At 65.4% G+C, this 18,950-nt stretch carries 23 protein-coding genes; 13 read left to right on the top strand and 10 right to left on the bottom strand.

The window, feature by feature from the left end; genetic code table 11:
* Positions 1 to 46: 46 nt before the first annotated feature.
* Together Q0P59_RS16105 and Q0P59_RS16100 are read right to left on the bottom strand one after the other, a co-directional pair.
* Positions 47 to 235 (bottom strand): zinc-finger domain-containing protein, encoded by a 189-nt coding sequence (locus Q0P59_RS16105; protein WP_295008134.1) that lies wholly within the window; start codon positions 233 to 235, stop codon positions 47 to 49.
* A 15-nt stretch (positions 236 to 250) separates the two neighbouring features.
* A complete protein-coding gene (locus tag Q0P59_RS16100; RefSeq protein ID WP_295008132.1) occupies positions 251 to 1,171 on the bottom strand; it encodes a branched-chain amino acid transaminase in 921 nt (306 codons plus the stop codon).
* 89 nt (positions 1,172 to 1,260) lie between these two features.
* Between Q0P59_RS16100 and Q0P59_RS16095 the strand changes: the two genes are divergently transcribed.
* From Q0P59_RS16095 to mnmA, 3 genes are read left to right on the top strand one after another with little or no spacing between them, the layout of a single operon-like run.
* Entirely contained in the window at positions 1,261 to 1,710 is a 450-nt protein-coding gene (locus Q0P59_RS16095) for an NUDIX hydrolase (protein ID WP_295008130.1), read from the top strand.
* Positions 1,710 to 2,267 carry a hypothetical protein gene (locus Q0P59_RS16090; RefSeq protein ID WP_295008128.1) on the top strand — a complete coding sequence of 186 codons (558 nt, stop codon included), beginning with the start codon at positions 1,710 to 1,712 and terminating at the stop codon, positions 2,265 to 2,267. Before Q0P59_RS16095 ends, Q0P59_RS16090 begins: the two co-directional genes overlap by 1 nt.
* Entirely contained in the window at positions 2,260 to 3,357 is a 1,098-nt protein-coding gene (mnmA, locus tag Q0P59_RS16085) for a tRNA 2-thiouridine(34) synthase MnmA (RefSeq protein ID WP_295008126.1), read from the top strand. Before Q0P59_RS16090 ends, mnmA begins: the two co-directional genes overlap by 8 nt.
* 24 nt (positions 3,358 to 3,381) lie before the next feature.
* On the opposite strand, the gene Q0P59_RS16080 is transcribed toward mnmA, so the two are convergent.
* Both Q0P59_RS16080 and Q0P59_RS16075 read right to left on the bottom strand, forming a co-directional pair.
* Entirely contained in the window at positions 3,382 to 3,969 is a 588-nt protein-coding gene (locus Q0P59_RS16080) for an HD domain-containing phosphohydrolase (protein WP_295008124.1), read from the bottom strand.
* A 115-nt stretch (positions 3,970 to 4,084) separates the two neighbouring features.
* A complete protein-coding gene (locus Q0P59_RS16075) occupies positions 4,085 to 4,693 on the bottom strand; it encodes a glutathione S-transferase (RefSeq protein ID WP_295008122.1) in 609 nt (202 codons plus the stop codon).
* A gap of 94 nt (positions 4,694 to 4,787) precedes the next feature.
* Here Q0P59_RS16075 and purB point away from each other — a divergent pair, with 94 nt between their 5' ends.
* The 5 genes from purB to Q0P59_RS16050 all read left to right on the top strand — a co-directional run bounded on the left by purB (position 4,788) and on the right by Q0P59_RS16050 (position 8,215).
* A complete protein-coding gene (gene purB / locus Q0P59_RS16070) occupies positions 4,788 to 6,155 on the top strand; it encodes an adenylosuccinate lyase (protein WP_295008120.1) in 1,368 nt (455 codons plus the stop codon).
* Positions 6,156 to 6,158: 3 nt separating this feature from the next.
* Positions 6,159 to 6,434: a zinc ribbon domain-containing protein gene (locus Q0P59_RS16065; protein ID WP_295008118.1), complete on the top strand. Its 276-nt coding sequence runs from the start codon at positions 6,159 to 6,161 to the stop codon at positions 6,432 to 6,434.
* A 98-nt stretch (positions 6,435 to 6,532) separates the two neighbouring features.
* Positions 6,533 to 6,850, top strand: coding sequence for a DUF2322 family protein (locus Q0P59_RS16060; protein ID WP_295008116.1), 318 nt, complete (start codon positions 6,533 to 6,535; stop codon positions 6,848 to 6,850).
* Positions 6,851 to 6,995: 145 nt separating this feature from the next.
* Positions 6,996 to 7,454: a cytochrome c gene (locus Q0P59_RS16055; RefSeq protein WP_295008114.1), complete on the top strand. Its 459-nt coding sequence runs from the start codon at positions 6,996 to 6,998 to the stop codon at positions 7,452 to 7,454.
* A 71-nt stretch (positions 7,455 to 7,525) separates the two neighbouring features.
* Positions 7,526 to 8,215: a cytochrome b/b6 domain-containing protein gene (locus tag Q0P59_RS16050; protein WP_295008112.1), complete on the top strand. Its 690-nt coding sequence runs from the start codon at positions 7,526 to 7,528 to the stop codon at positions 8,213 to 8,215.
* A gap of 22 nt (positions 8,216 to 8,237) precedes the next feature.
* Here Q0P59_RS16050 and Q0P59_RS16045 read toward each other — a convergent pair whose 3' ends face one another.
* From Q0P59_RS16045 to tgt, 6 genes are all read right to left on the bottom strand, one after another.
* Positions 8,238 to 9,941, bottom strand: a complete 1,704-nt coding sequence (locus Q0P59_RS16045; protein ID WP_295008109.1) for an ATP-binding protein — start codon at positions 9,939 to 9,941, stop codon at positions 8,238 to 8,240.
* A gap of 1 nt (position 9,942) precedes the next feature.
* The gene (locus Q0P59_RS16040; RefSeq protein WP_295008107.1) at positions 9,943 to 10,488 is read right to left on the bottom strand and encodes a heme NO-binding domain-containing protein; all 546 of its coding nucleotides are present in this window, start codon (positions 10,486 to 10,488) and stop codon (positions 9,943 to 9,945) included.
* Positions 10,489 to 10,630: 142 nt separating this feature from the next.
* Complete coding sequence (gene secF, locus Q0P59_RS16035; protein WP_295008106.1) at positions 10,631 to 11,575, bottom strand: protein translocase subunit SecF; 945 nt, start codon at positions 11,573 to 11,575, stop codon at positions 10,631 to 10,633.
* Positions 11,576 to 11,587: 12 nt separating this feature from the next.
* Positions 11,588 to 13,462, bottom strand: a complete 1,875-nt coding sequence (gene secD / locus Q0P59_RS16030) for a protein translocase subunit SecD (protein ID WP_295008104.1) — start codon at positions 13,460 to 13,462, stop codon at positions 11,588 to 11,590.
* A 59-nt stretch (positions 13,463 to 13,521) separates the two neighbouring features.
* A complete protein-coding gene (gene yajC, locus Q0P59_RS16025; protein ID WP_295008102.1) occupies positions 13,522 to 13,848 on the bottom strand; it encodes a preprotein translocase subunit YajC in 327 nt (108 codons plus the stop codon).
* Positions 13,849 to 13,891: 43 nt separating this feature from the next.
* Complete coding sequence (gene tgt, locus Q0P59_RS16020) at positions 13,892 to 15,001, bottom strand: tRNA guanosine(34) transglycosylase Tgt (protein WP_295008100.1); 1,110 nt, start codon at positions 14,999 to 15,001, stop codon at positions 13,892 to 13,894.
* A gap of 78 nt (positions 15,002 to 15,079) precedes the next feature.
* Here tgt and Q0P59_RS16015 point away from each other — a divergent pair, with 78 nt between their 5' ends.
* From Q0P59_RS16015 to Q0P59_RS15995, 5 genes are all read left to right on the top strand, one after another.
* A complete protein-coding gene (locus Q0P59_RS16015) occupies positions 15,080 to 15,451 on the top strand; it encodes a hypothetical protein (protein ID WP_295008098.1) in 372 nt (123 codons plus the stop codon).
* A 100-nt stretch (positions 15,452 to 15,551) separates the two neighbouring features.
* Positions 15,552 to 16,754 (top strand): TolC family protein, encoded by a 1,203-nt coding sequence (locus Q0P59_RS16010; RefSeq protein WP_295008096.1) that lies wholly within the window; start codon positions 15,552 to 15,554, stop codon positions 16,752 to 16,754.
* Between the two features lie 11 nt (positions 16,755 to 16,765).
* Complete coding sequence (locus tag Q0P59_RS16005) at positions 16,766 to 17,266, top strand: hypothetical protein (protein WP_295008094.1); 501 nt, start codon at positions 16,766 to 16,768, stop codon at positions 17,264 to 17,266.
* Positions 17,263 to 18,375 carry an HlyD family efflux transporter periplasmic adaptor subunit gene (locus Q0P59_RS16000; RefSeq protein ID WP_295008092.1) on the top strand — a complete coding sequence of 371 codons (1,113 nt, stop codon included), beginning with the start codon at positions 17,263 to 17,265 and terminating at the stop codon, positions 18,373 to 18,375. Before Q0P59_RS16005 ends, Q0P59_RS16000 begins: the two co-directional genes overlap by 4 nt.
* Before the next feature lie 9 nt (positions 18,376 to 18,384).
* The coding region (locus Q0P59_RS15995; protein WP_295008090.1) for an efflux RND transporter permease subunit at positions 18,385 to 18,950 on the top strand (566 nt) is incomplete at its 3' end.

The raw sequence follows: 18,950 nt of genomic DNA, 5'->3' as shown, positions 1-18,950 counted from the left end.
GTAGCTAGTTGTTAGTCGCTAGCAACTAATGACTAGCGACTAGCGACTAGTGGTGTCCCTTGGGCGCTTCGCCGGTGAAGACGTACTTGGCGCTGCAGTACGGGCAGGTGACTTCGCCGGTCTTCAGCACGTCGAGGAAAACGCGCGGATGCTGGCTCCACAGCGGCGCGTTCGGCGTTGGGCAGTGCAGCGGCAGGTCGTGGGCGGTGATTTCGATGCTCTTCTTGTCGGACATGGTTTTCTCCCTGGATTAGACGACGGCCAGCCAGTCGGCATGCGCGGCGGAGCGGCCATAGACCACGTCGAAATACTTTTCCTGCAGCGCCTTGGTGATCGGGCCGCGATGGCCGACACCGATCTGGCGGTTGTCGAGTTCGCGGATCGGCGTCACTTCGGCGGCGGTGCCGGTGAAGAAGGCTTCGTCGGCGCAATAGACTTCGTCGCGGGTGATGCGCTTCTCGATGACCTCGATGCCCAGCTCGCCGGCCAGTTGCATGACGGTGGCGCGGGTGATGCCTTCCAGGCAGGCCGTCAGGTCAGGCGTGTACAGCTTGCCGTTCTTGACGATGAAGAGGTTCTCGCCGGCGCCTTCGCAGGCGTAGCCTTCCGGATCGAGGAGCAGGGCTTCGTCGTAGCCGTCGGTGGTCGCCTCGTTGTTGGCGAGGATGGAGTTCATGTAGTTGCCCGAGGCCTTGGCGCGCACCATGGTGATATTCACGTGGTGGCGGGTGTAGGACGAGGTCTTGATGCGGATGCCGCGCTGCATGCCTTCCTCGCCGAGGTAGGCGCCCCACGGCCAGGCGGCGATGATGACGTGAACCTTGGCGCCCTTGGGCGAAACGCCCATCTTTTCCGAGCCGTAGAAGGCGAGCGGACGGAGATAGCCGGATTCGAGCTTGTTGGCGCGGATGACTTCCTTCTGCGCCTCGTTCAGTTCCTCGACCGAGTACGGCATCTGCATCTGGAAGATGTGAGCCGAACGGAACAGGCGCTCGGTGTGTTCCTTGAGACGGAAAATCGCCGTGCCGCGCTCGGTCTTGTAGGCACGGACGCCCTCGAATACGCCCATGCCGTAGTGCAGGGAGTGGGTGAGGACGTGGGTGGTCGCTTCGCGCCAGGGCACAAGCTTGCCATCCTGCCAAATGAAACCGTCGCGATCCGACATGGACATGGTGATTCTCCGTGTTGCCGTGTGTAAAAGCCCATAATTCTAGCCGAATTCAGACGGTAAAATAATGGTTTTGCCGTTCGAGTCTCGCCATGGTCTGGAAGCCCCACGTCACCGTCGCCGCCGTCGTCTATCGCGACGGCAAGTTCCTGTTGGTCGAGGAGGAAACCGAGGCCGGCCTGGCCTTCAACCAGCCGGCCGGACACCTCGAGGAGGACGAGCCGCTGGTCGATGCAGTGGTGCGCGAGGCGCTGGAGGAGACGGCCTACCACTTCAAGCCGACGCACCTGGTCGGCATCTACCACTGGAAGCATCCGACCAAGGAAGACACGACCTATCTGCGCTTCGCCTTTGCCGGCGAATTGCGTGGCTTCGAGGCGGACCGCAAGCTGGACGACGGCATCGTCGCCGCCCGCTGGCTGACGCTGGACGAGGTCCGGGCGACGCAGGCGCGCCATCGCAGCCCGCTGATCCTGCGCTGCTGCGAGGATCTGCTGGCCGGCAAGCGCTACCCGCTCGACATGCTGGTGCACTACGACTGATGTTGCGCTGCTGGTGCCTGCTGCTCGCCTGCTTCTCCGGCGGCCTGTTCGCCGATGAGTCGGTGCGCATCTGCCACGGCTATGGCTGCGAGCATCAGGTAGCGGTGCGTTATACCGAAGGCCAGCTCGGGCAGGTTCGCCGGATGCTGTTTGCCGCGGCCGACCCGGCCGGCGAGCGCGGCGTGCTGGCCGTGGCTGTCGGCCGCCTGTACGAGTGGGGCGGCGAGCAGTCGGATATTCGCAACGATCGCGGCGGCAATTTCGACGACGACAATGTGTCGGGCAAGATGGATTGCATCGATCATTCGACCTCGACCACCCGCCTGCTGCAGTTGCTGGCCAGGCGCGGCTACCTGCGCTGGCATCGCGTGCTCGAGCCGGAGAGCCGGAATTTCGCCGGCCTGGTGCCGGTGCATTGGTCGGCGGTGATCGAGGAAAAAAGTCAGGAGGGCGAACCGCGGCGCTACGTCGTCGATAGCTGGTTCGTCGATAATGGAAAGCCGGCGGTGGTGTTGCCGCTGGAAGACTGGAAGAAAGGGGCTGGGCCCGATGTCTAAGAAAACCGTGGTCGTCGGCTTGTCCGGCGGTGTCGATTCCTCCGTGGCGGCCTTGCTGCTCAAGCGCCAGGGCTGGAACGTGATCGGCCTGTTCATGAAGAACTGGGAAGACGACGATACCGATGAGTATTGCTCGTCGCGGCAGGATCTGATCGACGTGATGAGCGTCGCCGACCGCATCGGCATCGACGTCGAAGTGGTCAATTTCGCCGCCGAATACCGCGAGCGCGTGTTCTCCGAGTTCCTGCGCGAGTACCTGGCCGGGCGGACGCCGAATCCGGACATCCTGTGCAACTCGGAAATCAAGTTCAAGGCCTTCCTCGACCATGCCATGAAACTGGGCGCCGAGAAGATCGCCACCGGCCACTACGCCGGGGTGCGCGAGTTCGACGGCGAGTTCCAGCTGCTGAAGGCCGAGGACGGCACCAAGGACCAGAGCTATTTCCTGTATCGGCTGAACCAGGCGCAGTTGTCGAAGACCCTGTTCCCGCTGGCCGACATCTACAAGCGCGAGGTGCGCAAGATCGCCGAGGCGGAAGGCCTGCATGTCGCCGCCAAGAAGGATTCGACCGGCATCTGCTTCATCGGTGAGCGCCCGTTCAAGGATTTCCTGTCGCGCTACCTGCCGCCGAAGAAGGGCGAGATCCGCCGCCTCGACGACGGCAAGGTCATGGGCGAGCACGACGGCCTGATGTACCACACGCTCGGCCAGCGCAAGGGGTTGCATATCGGCGGCATCAAGGAAAAGGGCGTGGCGGGCGGCGGCGACCACGACGCCTGGTTCGTGGCCGGCAAGGATATGGACAGGAACGTGCTGTACGTCGTGCAGGGGCACGATCATCCGGCCTTGCTCAAGGAAGGGCTGGTCGCCGAGCAGTTGAGCTGGGTGTCGGCCAAGGCGCCGCACACGCACTGGGTGTATACCGCCAAGCCGCGCTACCGGACCTCGGACCAGCCGTGCGAAGTGGAGCGCGTCGATGCGGCGTCCTGCGAGATTCGCTTTGCCGAGCCGCAGTGGGCGCTGACGCCGGGGCAGTCGGTGGTTCTGTACGAAAGCCGCGTCTGCCTCGGGGGCGGCATCATCCGCTAGGCGCTTGCGCCGACGGTGCCGGGGTCAGCGGTTTTCGATCACGGCACCAAAGGCGTGCACCAGGTCAGGGTCGTGCTTGCTGCCCGACTCGCTGACCAGGATGTCCATGACCGCCCGGTGGTTGCGCGCGTCATGGTAGGGGCGGCGGGCGATCATCGCATCGTAGCTGTCCACCACGGAAATGATGCGGGCGTCGAGCGGAATGGCGCTGCCCTGGAGTCCGTCCGGGTAGCCCGAGCCGTCGAAGTGCTCGTGATGGTGCCTGACCGTGCGCGCCACGCTGCTCGCCCGGCCGCCGTTGATGGCGAGAACGATCTGCTCGCCGATCAGCACGTGCTGCTTCATGCATTCCCACTCGTGGGCCTCGAAGGGTGCGGGCTTGCGCAGGACGGTGTCGGGGATGCCGATCTTTCCCAGGTCGTGGAAGCGCGCCCCCAGCGACAAATGCTCCAGTTCCTTGCTGGTCAGGCCCAGGTGCTTGCCCAGGGCTTCCGACAGTTGGACGACGCGATCGCAGTGGACGCGTGTGTAGTGGTCACGAGCGCCCAGCGCAACCGTGAGTGCGTGGGCGATGGCGTCGATCGGCGTTGCCGCTTCGGGGGGAGAAATCATGCGTGACGTCCTCTGGATGGTCCCGGCTAGAGGGAGACTGGCCAAAAGGATTTTGGTTCAGTGGGTATAAACGAAAAGGGCGCCTGTGGCGCCCTGGATTGGCTGTGCGGTGCGCTCAATCGTGCGGGATCGTGTCGGCGAAGGCCGGGCGCTGCATCAGTTTGTCATACAGCTTGGAAAGGTTCGGATGGTCGGCCTGCCAGGCGATTTCCGGGAAGCGGAAGTTCAGGTAGCCGAGTGCCGTGCCCAGCGCCAGGTCGGCCATCGAAATGTGCGTGCCCATGCAGAAGCTCTTTTCGTCCAGCTCTTCCGACATGAAGGCGAGCGCGCGCTTGACCTTGGCGAACTGGCGTTCGACCCAGTCGGCGCTTTGCTCGCTGGCCGGGCGCTTGCGCTCGAGGAGGGCGGCGACGGCGGCGTCGCACAGGCCGTCGGCCAGGGCTTCCCAGCGCTTGACCTCGATGCGCTCGCGGTTGGGGGCGGGGAAGAGCTTGTTGTTCGGCGTGACGTTGTCGATGTATTCGACGATGACGCGGGAGTCGAACAGCGCGGTATCGTCGTCAAGAACCAGAACGGGAATCTTGCCCAGCGGATTGTAGTCCGGCACTTTGCTGTCGTTCGCCCAGGGCGAGTCGACCACGAAATCGTATTCAATCTTTTTTTCCGCCAGCACGATACGCACTTTGCGCGTGTAGGGGCTGGTATGGGAGCCGATCAGCTTCATCGCGAGCTCTCTGGTTTGGGGGCTTCGATTATAGCGTATGGGCAGCGCATGGCGGGGAAGGTAAAATTACCGGCTTATTGAAAAGGATGTGCATATGACCTTCGATCCCTTGACTGCCCTTTCCCCGCTCGACGGCCGCTACGCCGGCAAGGTTGACGCCCTGCGCGAGCATTTTTCCGAGTTCGGCTTGATCCGCGCCCGCCTCAAGGTGGAGATCGAATGGCTCAAAGCCCTGTCAGCCGAGCCGCATTTCGCCGAGATCGCCGCCTTCTCGCCGGCCACCGTCGCCGAGCTGGACGCGCTGGTCGCCAACTTCGGGCCGCAACAGGCCGCCGAGGTGAAGGCCATCGAAGCCACCACCAACCACGACGTCAAGGCGCTGGAATACTGGATCAAGGACAAGACCAAGGGCAATGCCGAAGTGGTCAAGGTCAGCGAGTTCATTCACTTCGCCTGCACCTCCGAAGACATCAACAACCTGTCGCACGCGCTGATGTGCCAGGGCGCCCGCGAGCAGGCCATGCTGCCGACGCTGGACAAGGTCATCGCCAAGCTGGTCGAACTGGCCCACGCCTACGCCGACATCCCGATGATGAGCCGCACCCACGGCCAGCCGGCGACGCCGTCGACCATGGGCAAGGAAATGGCCAATACCGCCTACCGCCTGCAGCGCGCCCGCGCCCGCATCGCCGCCGTCGAACTGCTCGGCAAGATCAACGGCGCGGTCGGCAACTACAACGCCCACCTCGCCGCCTACCCGGGCTACGACTGGGAAGGCTTCGCCAAGAAGTTCGTCGAGTCGCTCGGCCTCGTCTTCAACCCCTACACCATCCAGATCGAGCCGCACGACGCGCTGGCCGAGCTGTTCGACGCCTTCGCCCGCGCCAACAGCATCCTGGTCGACCTCGACCGTGACGTCTGGGGCTACATCTCGCTCGGCTTCTTCAAGCAGAAGGTCAAGGCCGGCGAGATCGGCTCGTCGACGATGCCGCACAAGGTCAATCCGATCGACTTCGAGAATTCCGAAGGCAACCTCGGCCTGGCCAACGCCGTGCTCAAGCACCTCGCCGAGAAGCTGCCGATCTCGCGCTGGCAGCGCGACCTGACCGATTCGACGGTGCTGCGCAACATGGGCGTCGGCCTCGGCTACACGCTGCTCGGCTACGATTCGCTGCTGAAGGGCCTGGGCAAGCTGGAAATCAATGCCGACCTGATGAAGGCCGACCTCGACGCCAACTGGGAACTGCTCGCCGAGCCGATCCAGACCGTGATGCGCCGCTACGCCGTGCCGAACGCCTACGAAAAGCTCAAGGAACTGACCCGCGGCACCCGCGTCTCGCGCGACGGCATGCAGGCCTTCGTGTCCACGCTGGACATCCCGGAAGCCGCCAAGGCCGAGCTGCTCAAGCTGACGCCGTGGGACTACACCGGCAAGGCCGCCGAACTGGCCAAGCGCATCTAAGCCATGAAGTGCAGCAAGTGCGGCCAGGACGTGCCGGCCGATGCCATCTACTGTCCGCATTGCACCGGCGACCGGAAAACCACGGATCAGGAAGTGATCCGTGGCGGCATCCGGGGCGGTGCGATCGGCCTGTTCCTCGGCATGCTGCCGATGGCCTGGCTGCTCTTCCATTTCGGCGCCGAGCGCGGCATCAAGGCCATCGCCTTCACCGTGCCCATCGCCACCTTCACCACCGGCCTGGTCATCGGCCTGGTCAGGGCCAAGCGGGACTGGAAGTAGGGGGGGGCTGGTTGCTGGTAGCTAGTCGTTAGTTGCTAGCAAAACCCAATGCCAACCCCGAGCGCTAACGACTAACTACCAACGACTAGCAACTAAAAATGTCTTTTGCCGAAAATCTGAAGAAACTGCCGGGCATCTCGCACCTGGCCGCCATCAACCTGCTCGACGCCGACGGCAATGTCGCCGCCAGCATCGAGAACAAGGCCGGCAGCCAGGGTTCACTGGCGGTCTACAACCATCTGGCGCAGACCTACGGGTCGATCAACGCCGAGGCGGCCAGGAAAGGCCTGGAAATCTTCGCCGAGCATACCGAGGACGAGCGCGCCAATCCGGGCAAGCATCCGAACATCGCCCGCCTGCTGGCCATCGACGCCGGCGCGCCGGCGCTGCGCGTCAAGCACGTCTTCGCGGTGTGATCCCGGGTCGGTGACCCAGGTCACTGAAATGCAGCCTGTGGCTGATAGAGTGCGGTTTGACGGGCCGTTCGAAAGTATTTGGGAATAGTTGCCGGCCCGGCTGCGTATACATCGGTGTATTTAACCCAACAACGGAGAAGAATTCATGAAGTCGAAGCTTTTGCTGTCCCTGCTGGCGGTCGCCATGGCCGGTACCGCCGTCGCCCAGGTCAAGCCGGAAGATGCCATCAAGTTCCGCCAGTCGGGCTATGGTTTCATGGCCTGGAACATGCAGCGCATCAAGATGAACGTTGAAGGCGGCAACTACAACAAGGAAGAGGTCGTCAAGGCGGCCAACGCCATCCAGGCCATCGCCAACGCCGGCATGGGCGCGCTGTACCTGCCGGGCACCGACAAGGGCACCGGCTGGGAGCCGACCCGCGCCAAGGCCAACATCTGGACGGACAAGGAAAAGCTGGGCAAGGTGGCCATGGAGTTCAACAAGGAAGCCAATGAAATGGCCAAGGTCGCGGCAAGCGGCGACGCGGCTGCGGTTGGCGTCCAGTTGGGCAAGCTCGGCGGTACCTGCAAGGGATGCCACGACGATTTCAAGGCCAAGAAGTAAGGCCGCACGTTCCGGTTGCGGCATGCAGGCGCCCTTGGGCGCCTGTTTCATTTGACGAGGAAGGGCAGGGTATGAGCAGCAAGCGGATTCTCCTGTGGGATCTACCGACGCGCCTGTTTCACTGGCTGCTGGCGGCCTCGGTGGTCGCCGCCGTGGTGAGCGGGCAAATCGGCGGCAATCTGATCGAGTGGCATGGAAAAATCGGCATCCTGATCGCCGGCCTGCTGGGCTTTCGCCTGGTCTGGGGCGTGCTCGGCTCGACCTACGCCCGTTTTGCCCATTTCTTTCCGACGCCTGCCAGGATCAGGGCCTACCTGGGCGGTCGCTGGCGTGGCGAGGGGCACAATCCGCTCGGCGCGCTGTCGGTATTCGGCCTGGTCGTTCTGCTGCTCGTGCAGGTGGTCAGCGGGCTGATGGCCAACGACGACATCGCGTTTACCGGGCCGCTCGCCGATCTGGTCAGTCGCGAGATCAGCAACCGGCTGACCGGCGTGCACCAGCTGCTGTCGAATGTCCTGATCGGGCTTGTCGTCCTGCACATCGTCGCCATCGCTTTCTACGGCCACGTCAAGAAGCGGAACCTGGTCAAGCCGATGATTACCGGCTGGAAAGAGGATGCGGATGGCGAATCCGCTCGCGGCGGCGGTTTTCTGGCGCTGCTTGTCGCGCTGGCGATTGCCCTGGCGGCGATCTACGGTGCCAGCGGCGCCTGGTTGCCGGAGGCGCCGCCGCCGGCGGTCGGCGACGTGCCGACCTGGTAGCGGTACGGGGCGCCTTGGCGCCTCAGTCTTGCCGGTCCGCGTCGTATTGCAGCCAGTGCAGGACGGCTTCGTAGAGCTTGGCGGGGCTGATCGGCTTGGGCAGGTGGCTGTTCATGCCGGCCTCGAGGCAATCCTTGCGGTCTTCGTCGAAGGCGTTGGCGGTGGTGGCCAGGATCGGCGTGGCGGTGTTCAACGACTGGCCGCGGATGGCCCGGGTGGCTTCGGTGCCGCTCATGCGCGGCATCTGCATGTCCATCAGGATCAGCGCATAGGCGTTCTGGCGCGATAGCGCGAGGGCTTCCATGCCGTCGCCGGCGATGTCGACGGCAAGCCCCGCGTGCTCAAGCAACTCGCGGGCGATTTCCTGGCTGACCGGTTCGTCGTCGACAATCAGTATCCGCGCTCCCCCGAATCTGGCGCGGATCGTTTCCTCGGTTGCCGGCCCCGAAACGCTTGCGGGCAGGGGTAGCGAGGGCTGATGCAGGTCGCTGAGCCTGACGGTGAACCAGAAGGTGCTGCCGCGCCCGGGCTGACTCCTGACGCCGATGCTGCCGCCCATCAACTCGACCAGGCGCTTGCAGATGGCGAGGCCCAGGCCGGTGCCGCCATGGTGCCGGCTGGTCGAGCTGTCCGCCTGCTCGAAGGCCAGGAACAGCCGTTCCTGGTCTTCCGGCTGGATGCCGATCCCGGTGTCCTCCACTTCGAAGTGCACCATCAGCTCGTCGCCCTCGCTGCTCATGATGTCGGCGCGCACCGCCGCATGTCCGTGCGGCGTGAATTTCATGGCGTTGCCGAGCAGGTTGATCAGTACCTGGCCGAGGCGCAGCGGGTCGCCCGTCAATACCCGGTTCATCAGTTCCGGCGCGATGGCGATCCGGACATCGAGCCCGCGATTGCTGTCGGCGCGCAGGAGCAAGGCGTTCTGGACGTTGTTGATGACGCCCGACAGGGTGAATGGAACCGACTCCAGCGACATCCGGTTGGCCTCGATCTTGGAAATGTCGAGGATGTCGTTGATCACGGCGAGCAGATGGTTCGACGAACCGAGAATCTTGCCGATCTGGTCGCGCGCTTTCGGATCGTCGGTGCGTTTCATCAGCAGCGACGCCATGCCGATGATGCCGCTGAGCGGGGTGCGCAGTTCGTGGCTCATGTTGGCCAGGAAAGTGCTCTTGGCGCGGTTGGCCCGTTCGGCTTCCTCGACGGCGCGAATCAGCGCCGCTTCGTCCTGCAGGCGACGATTGCTGCTTTCCAGCGCCAGCGTGCGCTGGCGCAGCGCCTCGGTCAGGGCGTGGGTATCGGCCAGCGTGTTGCGATTCGTCCTCAGCAGCAGGAGCAGGTCGCCGAGCGGATTGTGGGCGGGAAGGGCGTGGAGCGGGATACCCAGGCTGGTCAGTTCGTCCGGATCGGTGACCCAGGGCCAGCCGAGGAAAAACAGCTGGCGCGATGCGCTGCAGGCAAACCATTCGCCCCGGAAGACCAGCGCCGGGGGCTGGCTCTGTCGCATCGCGGCGGGGCGCCGGTGTTCAGCCGAGAGTTGATCGAAGCTGGTGAATCCGCCGCTCTTGCCGATGGGCTGGAAGGCGCTGGCCAGCGAATCGCCGGCTTGCAATCCCGGGTAGGCCTTGCCCATCAGCGGACCGGTTTGCACGATGCGCAAGCGGTCGTCCAGCTCGATCAAAAAGGGAAATAGCTCGCCGAGTGGTAACGGAGAACCGTGCTCCATGTCAGGCGATCCGGATGTCGAAGCTGTCGTGGTCGGCGCCGGCGTTCCGGTCGCCGGACTGGCGGATCGTCAGGATCTTGCCGAAGCGTTCTCCCAGCCCCTCGATCAGGCCGACCACCATGGGGGCCAGGCCCGGGCGTTCCGAAAAGTAATGCAGTGTCAGTCCGTCGTCGCGGACATCGCTGCAGCTGAAGGAGGGCGGCTTGAGGGCCGGGTACATCAGACCGACCCGGACATGCAGGTCGTCGAGGTTGGCCAGGATTTCCTGCAGCGAACTGCCCGCCCCGTCGAGCAGCGATCCGTAGCCTTCCTGCCCGGTGAACAGCACCCAGTGGCGACCGAAATCCCGCAGCAGGGCGGCCGCTTCGATATTCAGCGATGCGCACGCCGCGCCGACCAGGCGATAGGTGATGTCGTCGGGATAGGACTCCATGCGGACGAAGAATTCAACATCAACCCCGGCCGCGGCCTTGATGGCCTGCCAGCTTGCGTCACCATGGTGCTTGCAAATGAATTCCTGCAATGCCCGATTGACTAGTCCGTACACGACGTTTGCCTCAAGTGCCTGATATATGCCGCAATTATGACAGTTGTGACATGTCTTGGGGAGGTGCCTTGGCCCGCAAGGCCGATGGCAAAAAAGAAGGGAGCCCGCGGGCTCCCCTCTTTCGTCGTCGATGCGGCAAGGCTTAGACGACGGCGCCTTCTTCGTTGGCGCCTTCGACGACCTTCTTCTGCCGGATGAACTGTTCACGCGATACGCCCAGCCACATGACCAGCGGGCTGGCGACCAGCACCGACGAGTAGATGCCGAAGCAGATGCCGATGGTCAGGGCGAGCGCGAAGTAGTAGAGCGTTTCGCCGCCGAAGATCAGCATCGACAGCACCATCAGCTGGGTGCTGCCGTGGGTGATGATGGTCCGGCTGATTGTGCTGGTGATGGCGTGGTCAAGGACCTCCGGCGTGCTCAGGCCACGCACCTTCTTGAAGGTTTCGCGCACCCGGTCGAAGACGACGACCGACTCGTTGACCGAATAGCCGAGCACGGCGAGCACCGCGGCCAGCACCGACAGCGAGAATTCCCACTGGAAGAAGGCGAAGAAGCCGAGAATGATCACCACGTCATGCAGGTTGGCGATGATGGCCGATACCGAGAAGCGCCATTCGAAGCGGAAGGCGAGGTAGATGACGATGCCGATGACGACCAGCAGCAGGGCCATGGCGCCGTTCTCGGCCAGTTCCTTGCCGACCTGCGGGCCGACGAACTCGACGCGCGACAGCGCGGCACCCGGGGCTTCGGTTTCCAGCGACTTCATGACGGCTTCGCCGAGCTGCGAGGTGTTCTGCTCGCCCTTGAGCGGCAGGCGGATCATGACGTCCTGCGACGAGCCGAAGTTCTGCACCGAGTAGTCGGAAAAGCCCGACTTGCCGAGCGCGCCGCGGATCTTCTCGAGATCGGCGGCCTGCTGGTACTTGACCTCGACCAGCGTGCCGCCGGTGAATTCGACCGACAGGTGCAGGCCCTTGGTGAACAGGAAGAACACGGCGAGGATGAAGGTGACGAGCGAAATGACATTGAACGTCAGCGCATGGCGCATGAACGGGATGTCTTTCTTGATGCGGAAAAATTCCATGTCCGTGATTCCTTATTTCTGCGTGCCGGCTGCGACGCCGGGCTTCCACACCTGGCCGATGGCGACCTTGGTCAGCTTCTTCTGGCGGCCGTAGATCAGGTTCACCAGGGCGCGCGAGACGACCACCGACGAGAAGATCGAGGTCAGGATGCCCAGGCAGTGCACCACGGCGAAGCCGCGCACCGGGCCGGAGCCGAAGATGAGCAGGGCGAGGCCGGCGATCAGGGTGGTGATGTTGGAGTCCAGGATGGTGCCGAAGGCGCGCTCGTAGCCTTCCGAGATGGCGGCCTGCGGCGGCATGCCGGCGCGCAGTTCCTCGCGGACGCGCTCGTTGATCAGCACGTTGGCGTCGATGGCCATGCCCAGCGTCAGCGCGATGGCGGCGATGCCGGGCAGGGTCAGCGTGGCCTGCAGCAGCGACAGGATGGCGACCAGGAACAGCAGGTTGGAGGCCAGCGCCAGCACCGAGACGACGCCGAACATCTGGTAGTAGAGGATCATGAACACGGCGATGGCGGCGAAGCCCCACATCGTCGAGTGGAAACCCTTCTTGATGTTCTCGGCGCCGAGCGACGGGCCGATGGTGCGTTCCTCGATGATCTCCATCGGGGCGGCCAGCGAGCCGGCGCGCAGCAGCAGGGCGGTATCGTTGGCTTCGACGGTGGTCATGCGGCCGGAAATCTGCACGCGGCCGCCGCCGATCTCGGTGCGGATGACCGGGGCGGTGATGACCTCGCCCTTGCCCTTCTCGATGAGCAGGATGGCCATGCGCTTGTTGACGTTCTCGCGGGTCACATCCTTGAAGATGCGGGCGCCGGCGGAATCCAGGGTCAGGTGGACGGCCGGTTCCTGGGTCTGGTTGTCGAAACCGGGCTGGGCGTCGGTCAGACGGTCGCCGGTGAGGACGACCTGCTTCTTGACCAGCAGCGGCTGGCCGCCGCGCTCGGTGTAGACCTCGGTGCCGAACGGCGGATTGCCGGCCAGCGCGGCGTCGAGCGCGCCCGGGGTGTCGTCGACCAGGCGGATTTCCAGGGTCGCCGTGCGGCCGAGGATATCCTTGGCCTTGGCGGTATCCTGCACGCCCGGCAGCTGGACGACGATCCGGTCCTGGCCCTGCTGCTGGATCACCGGCTCGGCGACGCCGAGTTCGTTGATCCGGTTGTGCAGGGTGGTGATGTTCTGCTTCAGCGCCGATTCGCCGATCTTCTGCTGCGCCTGAACCTTCAGCGTGGCGATCAGGCGGGGCTCGCTGGCGTCGCCGGCCTCGACGACCTGCAGGTCCGGCTGGCTCTCGGACATGGCGAAGCGCGCCTTGTTCTGCGTCTCGGTGTCGCGGAACTTGATGACGATGCGGTCGCCCTCGCGATTGACGCCGCCATGGCGCAGGTTCTTGTCGCGCATCAGGGTGCGCAGGTCGGCCGAGGTCGAGTCGAGGCGCTTGGTCAGCGCGCCCTTCATGTCGACCTGGAGCAGGAAGTGCACGCCGCCGCGCAGGTCGAGGCCGAGGTACATCGGCAGCGCGTGCAGCGAAGTCAGCCATTGCGGCGAGGCCGACAGCAGGTTCAGGGCGACGACGTATTGCGGATCGGTGGCATCCGGATTGAACGCCTTTTCCAGGGCGTCCTTGGCCTTCAGCTGGGTGTCGGTGTCCTTGAAGCGCGTCTTGACGCCGTTGAAGTCGAGCTGGATGCCGTCATGGGCGACGCTGGCCGCCTTCAGGGCTTCCTCGACGCGGTTCTGCGTCTTCTGATCGACCTTGAGCGTGGCCTTGGCGCTCGAAACCTGCACCGCCGGCGATTCGCCGAAGAAGTTGGGCAGAGTGTAGATGAAGCCGAGCACCAGCGCGATGGCGACGGTGACGTACTTCCAGAGTGGGTAGCGATTCATGGCGGCTTTAAAGCGAAAAAGGCGGCGATGGTGTCAACCTCGCCGCCTTCCGGGGTGAATTACAGCGACTTCAGCGTGCCCTTGGGCAGAACCAGGCCGATCGACGGCTTTTGCACGACGACTTCGGTGCCTTCGGCGATTTCGACGGAGACGTAGTTCTCGCCGACCTTGGTCACCTTGCCGACGATGCCGCCCTGGGTGACGACTTCATCGCCCTTGGCCAGCCCGGCGAGCAGGGCCTTGTGTTCCTTGGCCTTCTTCATCTGCGGACGGATCATCAGGAACCACAGCACGACGAACATCAGGATCATCGGCAGCAGCTGCATGAAGCCGCCGGTCGGGTCGGCAGCGGCGCCGGCGGTTTGGGCGTGGGCAATACTGATCATTGTTGTAACTCCGGATTGCTTGAAAACGAAACGGGGGATTCTATCACCGGCCCGAGGATCGGTCGCGGGCAAAGCCGGCCGACCACGCGTCCAGCGTGCCGGCCTCGATGGCGGCGCGCATCTCGGCCATGATGACCTGGTAGAAATGCAGGTTGTGGATGGTGTTCAGCATGCCGCCGAGAATCTCGCCGCAGCGGAAGAGGTGGTGCAGGTAGGCGCGGCTGAACTGGGTGCAGGTGTAGCACGAGCACGACGGGTCGAGCGGGCCGGTGTCGGTCTTGAAGCGGGCGTTCTTGATCTTGATGTCGCCGAAGCGAGTGAACAGGTGGCCGTTGCGGGCGTTGCGCGTCGGCATCACGCAGTCGAACATGTCGATGCCGCGCTTGACGGCGAAAACCAGGTCTTCCGGCGTACCGACGCCCATCAGGTAGCGCGGCTTGTGGGCCGGCATCTTCGGCGCCACGTGCTCGAGGATGCGCGCCATGTCTTCCTTGGGCTCGCCGACCGACAGGCCGCCGATGGCCATGCCGTCGAAGCCGATATGGTCCAGCCCGGCCAGCGATTCGTCGCGCAGGTCCTCGTACATGCCGCCCTGGACGATGCCGAACAGCGCGTTGCTGTTCTCCAGCTTGTTGTGCTCGTCGCGCGAACGCTGCGCCCAGCGCATCGACAGGCGCATCGACTTGGCCGCCTCGTCGCGGGTCGCCGGGTAGGGCGTGCACTCGTCGAAGATCATCACGATGTCGGAATTCAGCACCTTCTGAATCTGCATCGAGATTTCCGGCGACAGGAACAGCTTGGCGCCGTCGTGCGGCGAGCTGAACTTGACGCCTTCCTCGGTGATCTTGCGCAGGGCGCCCAGCGAGAAGACCTGGAAGCCGCCGGAGTCGGTCAGGATCGGCTTCTGCCAGTTCATGAAATCGTGCAGGCCCTGGTGCGCCTGGACGACCTCGAGGCCCGGGCGCAGCCACAGGTGGAAGGTGTTGCCCAGGCAGATCTGGGCGCCGATGTCGTTGAGCGATTGCGGCGTCATCGCCTTGACCGTGCCGTAGGTGCCGACCGGCATGAAGACGGGGGTCTGGATGACGCCGTGGTTCAGCGTCAGCGTGCCGCGGCGGGCGGCGCCGTCGGTTTTCAAGAGTTCGAATTGCATCGTGTGGGCTTTTTGTAACAACTATTTGCTTGTGCGGTGCGAGATTGTATAGTTTGTGCGTTCAATCTTCGAATCCCCATGTTCAAACACCTGATTGCCCGCCTGTTGCTGCTGGTCATGCTGTCGACCGTTTTCTCGCCGAGTTTCGGCTGGGAGATGGTCGATGCCGCGTCGCCGCACGAGCATGGCGCGTTGGCGCTCGGGGCCGACGAGCATGCCGGGCATGAAGGGCATGGCGCGCTCGCCGTGCATGACGACCAGGCGGCCTGCGACGACCAGGACCACCATTGCTGCCCCGGCCATATCCTGGGGCACCTGCCGGGTAGCCTGGGAGCGTCTGGCCTGGCCGTCATGGTGACGGCCGATTCGTTCGCGCTGGACGGCCATGCCGATCGTTTCGCCTCGCGGGTTCCCGAGGGACTCGAACGCCCGCCCAGAGTCGCCGCCTGAGTCGCGGCGGCTTGTCCTGACACTCCGTATTCCTGTTTGAGGCCCTGACGGGCCGGTGCGGCATGCCGCCGGTTGTTCCATTGCAACCGGAGGAAATCCCATGCGAAGCGTTTCTTGCATCGCAATTACCCTGATCTTCAGTCTGGCCTTGCCGGCCCGCGGCGAAACGCCGTTGGCCAAGGCCTTTGCCGACGCCTGGCAGCGCCAGCCGGCCACCGCCGCGCTGGCTGAGCGCCAGCGTGCGGTCGACGCCCGCCTCGGCGCCGCGTCGGCCTTGACGGCTGCCGCGCCCAGCCTGGAGCTGGGCGTGCGCAGCGACCAATTCAATCGCAACCGGGGCGCCCTGGAAAACGATCTCGGCCTGGTGCTGCCGCTCTGGCTGCCCGGCGAGCGCAGTGGCGCCCGGGCGGCGGCAGAGGCCGAGGGCGCGGCGCTGGCCGGACGGACCGACAGCTTGCGCCTGCAGCTGGCGCAGCTGGTGCGCGACGCCTGGTGGGGCTGGCAAGCCCAGCAAAACGAAGTCGCCCTCGCCGCCGATCGTCTTGGCGCGGCACAGCGCCTGCGCGACGATGTCGCCCGGCGTTTCGCCGCCGGCGACCTGTCGCGGGCCGATCTCAACCAGGCCGACGGCGTCCTGGCGCAGGCCCGTGCCCAGCAGGCGGAAGTCGAGGCCGCCGAGACGCTCGCCCGCTATCGCCTGGAAAGCCTGACCGGGGCGCCGGCCGCGGCAACGGGCTGGCAGCCGGAGGCGGTGCCGGCACCGGCCGGCGAGACGCATCCGCTGTTGCGCGAATGGCAGGGCCGTTCCGAACTGGCGCGGCGCAATGCCGACCTGGCGCACGTGCAGTCGCGCAGCAATCCGGAGCTCGCCGTGTCGACGCGGCGCGACCGGGCGGCCAGCGGCGAATATGCCGACCAGACCTGGGCGCTCTCGTTGCGGATTCCTTTCGGGGATGGTCCGCGCCACGATGCCCGGGTGGCCACCGCGAATGCCGAGGCCATCGAAGCCACGGTCGAGTTCGAACGCCTGCGCGAGCGACTGGCGCGGGAGGCCGATGCCGTCGGCCGGCAGGTCGCCGCGGCACGCCAGCAGCTGGCGGCGGCGGAGGAACGAGCCCGGCTGGCGCGCGAGAACCGCGGCTATTACGAGAAGTCCTTCCGCCTGGGCGAAACCGATCTCCCGGCGCGGCTGCGCATAGAAGCCGAAGCATTTGAGGCGGAGCGCGCGCTCGGGCGCGCCCGTATTGCCCTGGGACAGGGTATTTCGCAACTGCGCCAGAGTCTCGGCCTGTTGCCGGAATGAGGAAGATCAACATGAAGCTTGCACGATCAATGGGCGCCCTTGCGGCCCTGGTGTTGTCGGCCGCCGTGGCGGCCGGCGAAGCGCCGCCGATCTCGGTCGCCGTGGCCGAGAGCGAGGGTTTCGAGGCGGTGGGGCGGATCACGCCCGAGGGCATGAGCTGGTATGTCGATCGCGCCGACAGCAATGCGCCGGTGCTCAACGCCGAGCTGGAGCTGGAGGCCGGCGGCCAGTCGGTCAAGGCGCGCTTTCGCCCGGAGCGGGGCGATTACCTGGTGGCCGACGAGAAGTGGCTGCAACCCCTGCGTCGGCCGGGCGAGCATGCGCTGGTGCTGACGCTGATTGCCGGTGGCGACAGCGATCTGCTCAGCGGCGACCTGCATGTCGAGGCAGCGGATGCGGACGCCTCGGCGGCGATGCTGCCGCTCCCGGCCGGCTGGCTGGTACTGGCCCTCGGCGTGGTCGGATTGATCGCCTGGCGCCTGCGTCGCCGGATGAAAGGAGGTGCGCGATGACTAAACGATTGTTCGTGCTGGCCCTGCTGGCCGGTATCCATGCGGCGGCGCTGGCGCACGAAGGCCACGACCATGCCGACGAGAAGAAAACGGCCCGCCCGCTGGGCGATGCGCCGCAGCGCCTGCCGGACGACACGATTTTCGTGCCCAAGCCGGCGCAGCGCGGCATGGGCGTGCTGACGCTCAAGGTGCAGCCGGAAACGCTGCCCAAAACGCTGGAGCTGCCGGGGCGCGTGATCATGGACCCGCACCTCGGCGGGCGCGTGCAGGCGATGATTCCCGGCCGCATCGAGCCGGCCGGCGCGCATGGCCTGCCGGCGGCGGGCAGCCGGGTCAGGAAGGGCGAGATCCTGGCCTGGGTGGTGCCGGCTTCCGGCGCCATCGAGCGGGCCAACCAGGCGGCCCTGCTGGCCGAACTGAAGGCCGCCCTGGGCCTGGCCGAGCGGCGGCTGGCCCGGCTCAACGAACTGGCCGATACGGTGCCGAAAAAGGATATCGACGGCGCCGAGAGCGAGGTGGCCAGCCTGAAGGGGCGCATGGCCGCGGTGGGCGGCGGCCTGTCGGGGCGCGAGGCGCTGGTGGCGCCGGTCGGCGGCGTGCTGGCGGCGAGCAACGCGGTGGTCGGGCAAGTCGTCGAGCCGAAGGAGCTGATCTTCGAGGTCATCGACCCGGACAGCCTGCATATCGAGGCCACCGCCTTCGAGGCCGTGCCGCTCGGCGAGGTGGCGGCGGCGACGGTGGCCGTCGCCGGCCGTTCGGTGCCGCTGGCCTTCGTCGGCGCGCCGCGCCGCCTGCGCGAACAGGCCTTGCCGCTGATCTTCGAGAACCACGCGGCCGGCGCCGGGCTGGCGCTGCCGCTCGGCCAGCCGGTCAAGGTCCAGGTCCAGCTCAAGTCGACCGTGTCCGGACTGCCGCTGCCGGCGACGGCCCTGGCGCGCAATACGGCGAACCAGGTGATCGTCTGGGTGAAGAGCGCGCCGGAGCGTTTCGCGGCGCGGGCGATCCGCAGCGAGCCGCTGGACGGGCTGCGGGTGCTGGTCACCGGCGGCCTCGAGCCGGGCGACCGGGTCGTCGTTCAGGGCGCCAGCCTGATCGCGCAGATCCGCTAGGAGCACACCATGTTTCAGTGGCTTGTCGAAAAAAGTCTGGGTAGCCGCTTCTTCGTGCTGGTGGCGGCCACCGCATTGATGATCTGGGGCGCCGTGCAGGCGACGCGCTTGCCGGTCGACGTTTTCCCCGATCTCAACCGGCCGACGGTGACGGTGATGACCGAAGCCGGCGGCATGGCGCCCGAGGAGGTCGAGCAGTTGATCAGCTTCCCGCTCGAGACGGCGATGAGCGGCTTGCCGGGGATTGCGACGGTGCGCTCGATTTCGAGTGCCGGCCTGTCCTTCGTCTATCTCAGCTTCGACTGGAGCGTCGATGTCTATCGCGCCCGGCAGATGGTGACCGAGCGGCTGGCGGCGATGGAGTCCGCCTTGCCGCCGGGCAGCGTGCCGCGCATGGGGCCGGTGTCGTCGATCATGGGCGAGATCATGCTGGTCGCCATTCCCATCCGCGGCGACGGGGCCGATCCCAAGGCGGCGCGCGAATACGCCGACTGGGTGCTGCGCCCGCGTTTGATGGCGATCTCCGGCGTCTCGCAGGTCATTCCGATCGGCGGCGAAGTCCGCCAGTTCCAGGT

Origin of the sequence: uncultured Dechloromonas sp. (assembly GCF_945957265.1) — a bacterium.
GTDB lineage: Bacteria > Pseudomonadota > Gammaproteobacteria > Burkholderiales > Rhodocyclaceae > Azonexus.
The sequence above is the reverse complement of the archived record's forward strand: the minus strand, read 5'-3'. Positions and strand labels throughout refer to the sequence as shown.

Bases quoted from the DNA above. Each gene is read 5' to 3' on its own strand.
- purB (WP_295008120.1), top strand. From the start codon at position 4,788: ATGACCTTCGATCCCTTGACTGCCCTTTCCCCGCTCGACGGCCGCTAC.
- Q0P59_RS16005 (WP_295008094.1), top strand. From the start codon at position 16,766: ATGAAGCTTGCACGATCAATGGGCGCCCTTGCGGCCCTGGTGTTGTCG.
- tgt (WP_295008100.1), bottom strand. From the start codon at position 15,001: ATGCAATTCGAACTCTTGAAAACCGACGGCGCCGCCCGCCGCGGCACG.
- Q0P59_RS16075 (WP_295008122.1), bottom strand. From the start codon at position 4,693: ATGAAGCTGATCGGCTCCCATACCAGCCCCTACACGCGCAAAGTGCGT.
- Q0P59_RS16000 (WP_295008092.1), top strand. From the start codon at position 17,263: ATGACTAAACGATTGTTCGTGCTGGCCCTGCTGGCCGGTATCCATGCG.
- Q0P59_RS16100 (WP_295008132.1), bottom strand. From the start codon at position 1,171: ATGTCCATGTCGGATCGCGACGGTTTCATTTGGCAGGATGGCAAGCTT.
- Q0P59_RS16015 (WP_295008098.1), top strand. From the start codon at position 15,080: ATGTTCAAACACCTGATTGCCCGCCTGTTGCTGCTGGTCATGCTGTCG.
- yajC (WP_295008102.1), bottom strand. From the start codon at position 13,848: ATGATCAGTATTGCCCACGCCCAAACCGCCGGCGCCGCTGCCGACCCG.
- Q0P59_RS16065 (WP_295008118.1), top strand. From the start codon at position 6,159: ATGAAGTGCAGCAAGTGCGGCCAGGACGTGCCGGCCGATGCCATCTAC.
- Q0P59_RS16080 (WP_295008124.1), bottom strand. From the start codon at position 3,969: ATGATTTCTCCCCCCGAAGCGGCAACGCCGATCGACGCCATCGCCCAC.
- Q0P59_RS16055 (WP_295008114.1), top strand. From the start codon at position 6,996: ATGAAGTCGAAGCTTTTGCTGTCCCTGCTGGCGGTCGCCATGGCCGGT.
- Q0P59_RS16050 (WP_295008112.1), top strand. From the start codon at position 7,526: ATGAGCAGCAAGCGGATTCTCCTGTGGGATCTACCGACGCGCCTGTTT.
- Q0P59_RS16090 (WP_295008128.1), top strand. From the start codon at position 1,710: ATGTTGCGCTGCTGGTGCCTGCTGCTCGCCTGCTTCTCCGGCGGCCTG.
- Q0P59_RS16105 (WP_295008134.1), bottom strand. From the start codon at position 235: ATGTCCGACAAGAAGAGCATCGAAATCACCGCCCACGACCTGCCGCTG.
- mnmA (WP_295008126.1), top strand. From the start codon at position 2,260: ATGTCTAAGAAAACCGTGGTCGTCGGCTTGTCCGGCGGTGTCGATTCC.
- Q0P59_RS16010 (WP_295008096.1), top strand. From the start codon at position 15,552: ATGCGAAGCGTTTCTTGCATCGCAATTACCCTGATCTTCAGTCTGGCC.
- Q0P59_RS16060 (WP_295008116.1), top strand. From the start codon at position 6,533: ATGTCTTTTGCCGAAAATCTGAAGAAACTGCCGGGCATCTCGCACCTG.
- Q0P59_RS16095 (WP_295008130.1), top strand. From the start codon at position 1,261: ATGGTCTGGAAGCCCCACGTCACCGTCGCCGCCGTCGTCTATCGCGAC.
- secD (WP_295008104.1), bottom strand. From the start codon at position 13,462: ATGAATCGCTACCCACTCTGGAAGTACGTCACCGTCGCCATCGCGCTG.
- secF (WP_295008106.1), bottom strand. From the start codon at position 11,575: ATGGAATTTTTCCGCATCAAGAAAGACATCCCGTTCATGCGCCATGCG.
- Q0P59_RS16045 (WP_295008109.1), bottom strand. From the start codon at position 9,941: ATGGAGCACGGTTCTCCGTTACCACTCGGCGAGCTATTTCCCTTTTTG.